General features: G+C 73.3%; 6 protein-coding genes and 2 pseudogenes. 7 read left to right on the top strand and 1 reads right to left on the bottom strand.

All coding sequences use genetic code 11. The features are described 5' to 3' along the window. The 4 genes and pseudogenes from JM949_RS37930 to JM949_RS29210 form a co-directional block, all read left to right on the top strand. Nucleotides 1-186 (top strand): annotated as a pseudogene (locus tag JM949_RS37930) (hypothetical protein); the annotation flags it as partial. 90 nt (nt 187-276) lie between these two features. Further along, nucleotides 277-1,161, top strand: a complete 885-nt coding sequence (locus JM949_RS29215; RefSeq protein WP_203151378.1) for an NAD kinase — start codon at nt 277-279, stop codon at nt 1,159-1,161. A gap of 158 nt (nt 1,162-1,319) precedes the next feature. Continuing rightward, complete coding sequence (locus JM949_RS37925) at nt 1,320-1,472, top strand: hypothetical protein (RefSeq protein WP_238434086.1); 153 nt, start codon at nt 1,320-1,322, stop codon at nt 1,470-1,472. Nucleotides 1,473-1,570: 98 nt separating this feature from the next. Next, entirely contained in the window at nt 1,571-5,044 is a 3,474-nt protein-coding gene (locus JM949_RS29210; protein WP_309232376.1) for a S8 family serine peptidase, read from the top strand. A gap of 77 nt (nt 5,045-5,121) precedes the next feature. On the opposite strand, the gene JM949_RS29205 is transcribed toward JM949_RS29210, so the two are convergent. After that, nucleotides 5,122-6,141: a helix-turn-helix domain-containing protein gene (locus JM949_RS29205; RefSeq protein WP_203151377.1), complete on the bottom strand. Its 1,020-nt coding sequence runs from the start codon at nt 6,139-6,141 to the stop codon at nt 5,122-5,124. An 89-nt stretch (nt 6,142-6,230) separates the two neighbouring features. Between JM949_RS29205 and recN the strand changes: the two genes are divergently transcribed. From recN to JM949_RS29190, 3 genes and pseudogenes are all read left to right on the top strand, one after another. Further along, complete coding sequence (gene recN, locus JM949_RS29200) at nt 6,231-7,988, top strand: DNA repair protein RecN (protein WP_203151376.1); 1,758 nt, start codon at nt 6,231-6,233, stop codon at nt 7,986-7,988. Between the two features lie 119 nt (nt 7,989-8,107). Continuing rightward, nucleotides 8,108-9,285, top strand: a pseudogene (steA, locus tag JM949_RS29195) (putative cytokinetic ring protein SteA). Between the two features lie 27 nt (nt 9,286-9,312). Beyond that, nucleotides 9,313-10,254, top strand: a complete 942-nt coding sequence (locus tag JM949_RS29190; RefSeq protein WP_203151375.1) for a copper transporter — start codon at nt 9,313-9,315, stop codon at nt 10,252-10,254. Nucleotides 10,255-10,430 lie beyond the last annotated feature (176 nt).

Raw genomic sequence — 10,430 nt, 5'->3', positions numbered from 1 at the left:
CACGAACCGCTGCGCGGCCAGCCCGTGCCGGGCCGAGCGGCAACGTGGAGTTCTTCGTATGGTTGCGCCGGGGCGCACCACCGGCCGACCCGCAGGCGGGTGCGGGCAGTGGTGGCGGCCGGGCCGGACGGCTCGACGACGACCGGCGACGTGCCGGACGTGGCGGCGGAGGAGGTCGCAGGGTGAACGCGCGCAGCGGAGGCACCGCACCGGCCCACGGGCGTGCCGAGGCGACGGTGGCCCGTCGCGTCCGGCGTCGGGTGAGCGGGCGGTCCGATGAGCCGGACCGCGCTGCTGGTGACCCACACCGGCCGTCGACGCAGCACGGAGCACGCCCGGTCGGTCGCCGCCGATCTGATCGCCGCGGGTTTCGAGGTACGGGTGGTGGCCGACGAGGCCGACGACCTCGACCTGCCCGGCGTGGTGCCGGTCGCCGGCCCGCAGGCCGCCGAGGGCGCCGAGATCGTCTTCGCGCTCGGTGGGGACGGCACCTTCCTGCGCGCCGCCGAGCTGGCCCGGCCGGCGAAGGCGCCGCTGCTCGGCATCAACCTCGGCAAGGTGGGCTTCCTGGCCGAGGCGGAGATCGACGACCTGGACACCGCGGTCCGGGACGTCGTCAGTCGCCACTACACGGTCGACGAGCGGCTCACCCTGGATGTCACCGCCGAGTTCGACGGTGGGCCGACCATCGAGTCCTGGGCGCTCAACGAGATCAGCATCGAGAAGGGCGAGCGGGCGCAGATGCTCGAACTGCTCGTCGACGTGGACGGGCGGCCGCTGTCCCGCTACGGCTGCGACGGTGTCGTCTGCGCCACGCCCACCGGCTCCACCGCGTACGCGTTCTCCGGTGGCGGCCCGGTGGTCTGGCCGGAGGTGGAGGCGTTGCTGCTGGTGCCGATCAGCGCGCACGCGTTGTTCAGCCGCCCGCTGGTCACCGCGCCGACGTCCACCTTCGTGATCACCGTCGATCCGTTCACCACCCTCGCGGTGCTCTCCTGCGACGGGCGCCGGGTCTATGACCTGCCACCCGGAGCGCGGGTGACGGTGCGCCGGGGTGCCCTGCCGGTGCGCATCGTGCGGTTGCGGCCCCGCCCGTTCACCGACCGGCTGGTCGCCAAGTTCGCGCTCCCCGTGCACGGCTGGCGCGGCAGCCGCCGGTGACCGTGGCGCACACCGTCGGTGGACGCGCGGTGTCCACCTGACGACATGTCGCCGCTGCGGCGGCGGGCGACTAGTGACCTGGTGACACGCTCCGTCGCAGACTCCGATCGGCCCCCGTCCACGGGTGGCGGGCCTGGAGGAGTAGAGGAGCGCATCGCATGCACTGGTCCCCACGCTGGCTCGCCGTCGGCGCGGTCGGCGCGTTGGTGGTCGGCCTCGCCGCACCGGCGTCCGCCGATCCGCCCGCCCGGCCCACCGGCCCGCACTCGGGCCGCCCGCCTCGGGCGTCGCGCCCGTCCGCATCACCCTGATCACCGGCGACCAGGTCGACCTGGTCCAGGCCGCGCCCGGCCGGTTCACCGCCAGCGTCCGGCGCGGCCCGGGTCGGGAGCGGATCATCTTCCAGACCGTGGAGGTCGACGGCGGGCTGCGGGTGCTGCCCAGCGACGTCATGCCGTACCTCGCCGCGGGGGTGCTCGACCCTCACCTGTTCGACGTGCAGGAGTTGGCCGCCGACGGGTACGGCGACGCCGCGCAGGGCGCGTTGCCGCTGATCGTGCGCTATCAGGAGCCGGCCGCCGGTCGGGTCCGGCCGCTCACCGGCGCCACCGACGCCCGGCCGTTGGCGAGCATCAACGGCGCGGCGGTGCGGGTCGGCAAGAGTGATCTCGGTGGACTGTGGACATCGCTGCGGGGTGCGCCGGGGCAGCGAATGGCCGCCGGTGCGCCGGCCCGCCTCGGCGCCGGTGTCGCCCGGATCTGGCTGGACGGGAAGGTCCGCCCGACGCTGGAGCACAGTGTGCCGCAGATCGGCGCCCCGGCGGCCTGGGCGGCCGGCCGGGACGGTACCGGCGTGAAGGTGGCCGTGCTCGACACCGGCGTCGACGCGACCCACCCGGACCTGGCCGGCCGGATCGCCGAGGCGCGGGACTTCTCCGGCGTTGGCAGCGCCCGCGACGGGCACGGCCACGGCACCCACGTGGCGGCCACCATCGCCGGCAGTGGCGCGGCGTCCGGCGGCCTGCGTAAGGGCGTCGCTCCCGGCGCGCGGCTGCTGATCGGCAAGGTGCTCGACGACAACGGTTCGGGCTCCGACTCGTCCATCATCGCGGGAATGGAGTGGGCCGCCCACTCCGGTGCGAGGGTGGTCAGCATGAGCCTCGGCGGATCCCCGACCGACGGGACCGACCCGATGAGTCAGGCTGTCAACGAGTTGACCGCCGAGACCGGGGCGCTGTTCGTGGTCGCGGCCGGCAACGAGGGCGCGGCGCGTACCGTCGGGTCACCCGGCGCGGCCGCCGCGGCGCTGACCGTCGGTGCGGTGGACCGGGACGACAACCTGGCGTCGTTCTCCAGTCGGGGTCCGCGCGTCGGTGACAACGGACTGAAGCCGGAGATCACCGCGCCGGGCGTCGGCATCATCGCCGCGCGGGCCGCCGGCACCGCCATGGGTACGCCGGTGGACGACTCCTACACGACCGCGAACGGCACCTCGATGGCCACCCCGCACGTGTCCGGAGCGGCGGCGATCCTCGCCCAGGAGCACCCCGACTGGACCGCCGGCACGCTCAAGGACGCGCTGGTCAGCACCACGAAGGCGAACCCGGAGCTGACCGTGTTCGAGCAGGGCGGCGGCCGGGTCGACGTGGCCCGGGCGCTCGGCCAGCGGTTGCACTCCTCCGCGACCGCCGACTTCGGCCGGCTCAGCACCGATGGCGCGACGGCCGAGCGGACCGTGACGTACACCAACGGCGGCACGGCCCCGCAGACCCTGCGGCTGGCCCTGGAGCTGCGTAACCTGGACACCCGCGCGGTCGAGACCGACGGTGTCTCGGTCGGCGGCGCCGAGGTGACAGTGCCGGCCGGTGGCAGCGTGGCCGTGCCGCTGCGGGCGGACCCGGCGAAGTTGGACCGGGGTCTGCACGGCGGGTGGCTGGTGGCGACCGGCGCGGACGGTGTGGCGGTGCGCACCGCGGTCGCGCTCACCCTCAGCGGACCGCTGCACACCGTGACCGTGCGAGCTGTGGACATGCAGGGTCAGCCGGGTCTCGCGTCGGTGCTCACCCTCTTCGGTGAGCAGCCCGAATCCGACTGGCTCGGCTGGGTCGGCGGGGAGGTGCGACTCCAGGTCGAGGAGGGCCCCTACCTGCTCGAGGCGTTGATCGAGCACGGCGCTCCGCTGGATGAGCAGGTCACCCTGGTCACCGATCCGGAGCTGCTGGTCGACCGGGATGTCACGGTGGTGCTCGACCCGCGTAGCGGCACGCCGGTGCGGATCGAGACGCCGAAACCGTCCGAGCAGCGCTCGACGATCAGCTTCTACGAGCACCGGGTCTTCGGCAACGGCCGGCAGGTCGACCACGGGGTGATGACCTTCAGCACCGTCCAGCAGGTGAACGTCACGCCGACCCGCCCGGTGCGCGAGGGCCAGTTCGAGTTCTCGTCGCGCTGGCAGTTGGTCAAGCCGATGGTGGACGCGACGATCAGCGGGGTGTCCGGTCCGCTGGACATCAACCTGATGGGCTACTCGCCGGCGCCAGCCGATCGGCGGAAGCTGCCGTTGGTCTGGGCCGGCACCGGCACCCCCGGGGAGCTGGCTCGGGTGCGCGGCGCGGCTGCGCTGCTCACCACCAGTCCGGACGCCTCGGAGGAGCAGCAGCTCGCGGCGGCGGCCGCCGCCGGTGCGACGGTGGCGCTCATCGTCCGACCGGCCGACCAGAGCGCGTGGACGTCCTGGACGCCGTTGGGTGACCGGCTGCCCATCCCGGCGATGGCGGTGGCGTACGACGACGGGCAGCGGGTGATCGCTGCCGCGAAGCGTGGCCGCACGACGCTGGACCTGACGTTGACCGTGCAGAGCCCGTACCTGTACGACGTGTGGCAGGTCTCGAAGGGGCGGGTCCCGGAGCGGATCACGCACCGGGTCACCGCGCGGAACACCGCCGAGGTGACCGCCAGCTACGGGGGCGTCGGTGGTGAGTGGGCCAGCGAGCAGCGCTTCGGTTGGCGTCCGTGGCAGGAGATGTCCTGGAACGACAACCAGCGGCTGGTGCGTGCCGGCAGCAGCCGGCAGGAGTTCGTCAGCGCCGACGACTCCTGGTGGCAGCACCGGGTCCTGCACAAGATCACGTTCATGGCTGACGGGCAGTTGACCGGTGGCCTGACCGACCAGCCCCGGCAGTACGCCGGTGCCGACCGGGAGACCGAGACCTGGCACGCCCCGGTGATCCGACCGGCCGTGCCGGCCGGCCGCGGGGCGCCGGTGCCCACCCGTACCGCTGACACGCTGGACCTGCGGGTGGCCGAGTTCGTCGACGCCGAGGGCCACCACGGCGTGGCCGGCGGCAGCGAGGAGCCGGACGCCGTCGAGGCTCGGCTCAGTCGCGACGGGCAGCAGATCGCGGACCTGACCGGCGGGTGGGCCCCGGTGCCCACCACCGCGGGGCAGGCCCGCTACCGGCTGGACCTGACCACCCGGCGATCCTCGCCGGAGTGGCGCTACGCCACCCGGACCGACACCGCCTGGGAGTTCACCTCGGCCCGACCGGCCGGCGACGCCGCGACGCCGTTGTCGCTGCTCCAGGTCGACTACCAAGTGCCGGCCGACCTGCTCGGCACGGTATCCGGCAACCGGCCGCACCAACTGGGGCTGACAGTGCGCCAGCCGGCCGGGGTGCCCGCGCCGACCGGCACCCGCGTCCGGGTGCAGGTCTCCTTCGACGGCGGCGGCACCTGGCGTGACGCGCCGACCAAGGGGTCGGGCACCCGGTACACCGCGAGCGTGCCGGGGGGACGCGGAACCGTGTCGCTGCGGGTGCACGCCGCCGACCGGGCCGGGAACACCGTCGAGCAGACGGTGCTCCAGGCGTACGGGCTGCGCTGATCGGGAGGGCGGGGTGGCCTGGCCACCCGCCCGCGCCGCTGGGGGTCCACCGTCGGCCGACGGTGGACCCTTCCGCGTCAGAGCCAGCCGCGCCGGGCGACCTGGAAGGCCAGGCCGGGGCGGGTGTCCACGCCGGCGGCGGCCATCAGGTCGGCGATCCGCCGCTGCACGGTCCGCCGGCTCACCCCGAGTTGGGAGGCGATGGACTTGTCCGGTACGCCCGCCACGAACAGCGACAGCAGCCGCGCCTCGTCGGCGTCCGGCTGGTAGCCGTCGCTCGGCCGGCCCTCGGGGTCCGGCCGGCGTCCCTCGGCGGCCGGCCCGGCCGGCGGGTCGTCGAGCCGCAACCGGGTGGCCACCCGCCAGTGACTCTCGAAGAGGGCGAGCAGCGCGTCGAGCAGTTGACTGCGACCGATCACGGCGGCGCTCGGTTCGCCGCCGTCGCGGTCCGGCACCAGCGGGCAGATGGCGGTGCGGGCGTCCACGATGGCCAGTCGGACCGGCAGTCGGTCCAGCACCCGGGCCTGCTCGCCGGCGGCGGCCCCCTTGGCCAGGTCGGCCAACGCGCCCGGTTCCAGCAGCAGGTCCCGCTCGTAGATGGCCCGGTAGCTCACCCCACGGGCCAGCGCGTCGAACTCCTCGACGTTCTCCGGGCCGGCCATCGCGAGCGGGTTGGCCCGGCAGAACCAGAGCACCTCGGTACGCGCCGAATTCTGCAGATCGCGCAGCCGGTCCCGGAGCACGCGGGCACCGGTGATCACCTCGACGAGGTGGTCGACGTGGTGGCGACGCAGCCCGGAGCGGTACTCCTCGGCGAGTTGGGTGACCCGACGCCGGGCCGCCTCCAGATCCTCCTGGTGGCGCAGCAGCGTCCCGCCGAGGGCGACGTCCGGGGCGGTCGGGCGCAGCGGGGCGTCCGGGTCGTTGTCGGTGGGCTGTACCAGGCCCTTGCCGCGCAGCGTCTCGACCTGGGCGACGACCTGCTCACGCGGCCGGTGCAGGCGGTGGACCAGCTCGTCGATGCGGGCCGTGGTGAGCTGGAGCAGGCAGCGGTAGAGCTCCTCCTCAGCCGAGGTCAGGCCGATCACGTCCAACACGGGGCAGAACTGTACGTCGGCCGGGTGCGGGGCGCGCCGGGGCCCGTCGGCTGGTCAACTGTCAGGCCTCGCGTCTACTGTCGGTTGTTGTGCTGGATGAGCTGCGCATCACCGGACTGGGCGTCATCGACGACACCACGCTGCCGTTGACCGGCGGGATGAACGTCATCACCGGCGAGACCGGTGCGGGCAAGACGATGGTGGTCACCGGCCTCGGCCTGCTCTTCGGCGGCCGGGCCGATGCCGGGCGGGTCCGTGCCCAGCCGGGCCGGGCGGTGGTGGAGGGGCGGTTGCGCCTGCACGGCCGGGTCGCCGACGCCGTGCACGCGCGGATCAGCGAGGCCGGTGGCGAGCCCGACGAGGACGGTTCGGTGCTGCTGAGTCGCACCGTGACGGTGGAGGGGCGCTCGCGCGCCCACGTCGGCGGCCGGAGCATGCCGGTGTCGATGCTCGGTGAGATCGGCGAGCAGGCGGTGGCCGTGCACGGCCAGTCCGACCAGCTGCGCCTGCTGCGTCCCGCCGAGCAACGGGCCGCCCTGGACCGGTTCGCCGGCCCGGCCCACGAGAAGCTGCTCGACGCGCTGCGCGAGGCGTACAGGGGGTGGCGGCGGGTGGTCGACGACCTGGCCGACGGGCGGCGCAACGCCCGCGAGCGCAACCAGGAGGCGGACCTGCTGCGGCTCGGCCTCGACGAGATCACCCGCGTCGATCCGCAGCCCGGCGAGGACGACGAGCTGAAGACCGAGGCGCAGCGCCTGGAGCACGCCGAGGGGCTGCGCACGGCCGCGCAGATCGCCCAGCAGTGCGTGGCCGGCGGCGTGGAGGCCACCGACGAGACCCCGGACGCGGCGGCGCTGCTCGGCACCGCGCGCCGCACCCTGGAGGCGCAGGCCGGCACCGACCCGGCGCTGGGCGAGTTGGCGGTCCGCCTGGAGGAGGCGGCCACGCTGGTCACCGACGTGTCCGCCGAGCTGTCGACGTACCTGGCGACGCTGGACGCGGATCCGGCCCGGTTGCAACACGTCTACGAGCGGCGGGCGGCGCTGCGGGCGCTGACCCGCAAGTACGCCGACGATGTCGACGGGGTGATCGCCTGGGCCGACCGGGCCCGCACCCGACTGTCCGACCTGGACACCTCCGACGACCTGCTCGACGAGTTGGAGCGGGAGGGTCAGCGGCTCGCCGTCGAGGTGGCCGACCTGGCCGGGCGGGTGTCCACCTCCCGGCAGGAGGCGGCGGTCCGCTTCGCCGACCAGGTCACCGTCGAGCTGGCCGGTCTGGCCATGCCGCACGCGCGGATCGAGGTGGCGGTGCTGCCCCGTCCGGCCGGGCGCGCCGAGCCGACGCTGGCGGTCAACGGCGTCGAGGTGGGTGTCGCCCCGGACGGCGGTGACGAGGTGGAGCTGCGGTTGCTGGCCCACCCGGGCGCGCCGTCGCTGCCGTTGCAGCGCGGTGCCTCCGGCGGTGAGCTGTCCCGGGTGATGCTCGCCATCGAGGTGGTCTTCGCCGGTTCGGGCGGCCCGCCCACGCTGGTCTTCGACGAGGTCGACGCGGGGGTCGGCGGGCAGGCGGCGGTGGAGATCGGCCGGCGGCTGGCCCGGCTGGCCCGCAGCCACCAGGTGTTGGTCGTCACGCACCTGCCGCAGGTCGCCGCGTTCGCCGACCGGCACCTGGTGGTGGCGAAGGACACCGGCGGCGCGGTGACGACCAGCGGGGTGCGGGTTGTGGAGGACACCGAGCGGGCCCGGGAACTGGCCCGGATGTTGGCGGGTTTGCCCGATTCGGACCTGGGTATCGCCCACGCCGAGGAGCTGCTGGCCGTGGCCGCCAAGGAAAGGCGGTTGTGACGCCGCGTATTGTGAGCGCAAGCACACCGGCTTGTGCCGACGTGTGCTTCCCTGGGTAGGCGGCCCTGCTCAGGCATGTCGCGACAGAAAAGCCTGCCTCACATGCCAGGATGGTCACGATGCGTCTACCCACGTTGCGCCGGAACCGGAACTCCGAACCGGGCAGAGTCCTCGGCACCGCGCGCCTTGACCGCCGGACGAAACGCCTGGTCGGTCGGCTGCGCCCCGGTGACATCGCGGTCATCGACCACGTCGACCTGGACCGGGTGGCGGCCGACTCGCTGGTCGCGGTCGGCGTCGCGGCGGTGCTCAACGCCAAGCCGTCGGTCTCCGGCCGGTACCCGAACCTCGGCCCGGAGGTGTTGATCGCCGCCGGCATCCCGCTCCTCGACGACCTGGGCGAGGGCGTCTTCGAGCGGATCCGCGAGGGCGACCAGGTGCGCATCGAGGGCAACACTGTCTTCGCCGGTGACGAGCCGGTCGCGCACGGCAGCCTGCAGGACGCCGAGACGGTCGCCAAGGCGATGGCCGACGCCCGGGAGGGCCTGTCGGTGCAGTTGGAGGCGTTCGCCGCCAACACGATGGACTACCTGCGCCAGGAGCGCGACCTGCTGCTCGACGGTGTCGGCGTGCCGGACATCGAGACCCAGATCCAGGGTCGGCACTGCCTGATCGTGGTGCGCGGTTACGACTACAAGGCCGACCTGGACGTGCTGCGCCCGTACATCCGGGAGTTCAAGCCGGTGCTCATCGGCGTCGACGGCGGCGCGGACGCGCTGGTCGAGGCCGGTTACACCCCCGACATGATCATCGGGGACATGGATTCGGTCACCGACGACGTGCTGCGCTGCGGCGCCGAGGTGATCGTGCACGCGTACCCGGACGGACGGGCGCCCGGCCTGCCCCGGGTCAACGGCCTCGGCGTGCCGGCGATCCTCTTCCCGGCCGCGGCGACCAGCGAGGACCTGGCCATGCTGCTCGCCGACGAGAAGGGCGCCTCGCTGCTGGTCGCGGTCGCACCCACGCCACCCTCGTCGAGTTCCTCGACAAGGGTCGCGGCGGAATGGCCTCGACGTTCCTGACCCGGCTGAAGGTCGGTGGCAAGCTGGTCGACGCCAAGGGGGTGAGCCGGCTCTACCGGCAGAGCATCTCCGGTTCGTCGCTGCTGCTGCTGGTGCTGTCGGCGATCGCGGCGATGGCGTCCGCGGTGGCCGTGTCGACAGTTGGAAAGGCGTACCTGGGCGTGGTCGCCGAGTGGTGGGACAATTTCGTGTTCCAGCTGTACCGGCTCTTCTAGTTCCCGACCGATCAAGAGGCTGCAAGCGTGATCAACTTCCGCTACCACGTGGTGTCCCTCACCGCGGTCTTCCTGGCTCTGGCGATCGGCCTGGTGGTCGGCACCGCCGCCCTCAACGGCCCGGTCGCCGACTCGCTCGAGGGGCAGGTCACCGGGCTGCGCAAGGACAACCAGCACTGGCGTCAGACGGTCAGCAACATGGAGAAGCAACTCGCGCTGGAAGAGGACTTCGCCGAGGAGACCTCCCAGCTCCTCCTTCCCGGCACCCTCACCGCGCGTCGGGTCGTGGTTGTCAGCCTGCCCAACGGGCGCGACCACACCGAGGGCGTGCTCAAGAAGCTGCAGCTCGCCGGGGCCACCATCACCGGCCAGGTGGACCTGCAGGACAAGTTCATCAACCCGGACAACAACTCCAACCTGCTGGAGTTGGCCGTCACCGCGGCCCGCCCGACGGCGCAGACCACCGGCCTGCCGGGCAACGGGCACGGCGTGGAGACCTCCAGCGCGCTGCTGGCCAGCGTCCTGCTGGACCGGCCCCAGGGCGTCACGCCGGTCAGCGACGCCGACCGGCGGGCGGTGCTCGCCGCCTACAACAACGCTGGCTACCTGACCACCGACAGCAACAAGGTCACCGCCTCGGCGGAGGCCGTCGTCGTGGTCAGCGGCCAGCCGTACGTCGACAAGGACTCCGACAAGCGGGACGAGTCAGTCGTCAACGTCGCGGAGCAGTTCGACCGCACCGGTTCGATCGTGGTGGCCGGCAACGGTTCCGTCGGCGGCAACCTGGTCGGCGTGGTGCGCGGCGACCCGGTGCTCACCCAGACCATCTCCACGGTCGACAACGCCAACACCGTGCAGGGCCAGGTGGTCACCACCCTCGCCCTGGTGCAGCAACTCACCGAGAAGAAGGCCGGGCAGTACGGCGTCGGCGACAACGCCGCGTCCCTGCTGCCTAGACTGCCCCAGTGAGCGAACGACGTACCCCCGTGTCCGAAACCGACGAGGTGCTGGCATGAGCACGCTGGGTCGGCTGCTGATCGCCGGCGCCGGTGCGGCGGCCGCCCGGTACGCGCTGCGTGAGGCGCGTACCTCCCCGGCCGAGCCGACGCTGCGGCGGACCAACTTCCGGGGCCGCACGGTGACCC

It is taken from the genome of Micromonospora tarensis, from assembly GCF_016803395.1.
Lineage (GTDB): Bacteria > Actinomycetota > Actinomycetes > Mycobacteriales > Micromonosporaceae > Micromonospora > Micromonospora tarensis.
Note: the sequence above shows the minus strand (reverse complement) of the source record. Positions and strands in the feature narration are given on the sequence as shown.

Excerpts from the sequence above, each read along its gene's own strand:
- JM949_RS29215 (WP_203151378.1), top strand. The coding sequence starts at position 277 with ATGAGCCGGACCGCGCTGCTGGTGACCCACACCGGCCGTCGACGCAGC.
- JM949_RS37925 (WP_238434086.1), top strand. The coding sequence starts at position 1,320 with ATGCACTGGTCCCCACGCTGGCTCGCCGTCGGCGCGGTCGGCGCGTTG.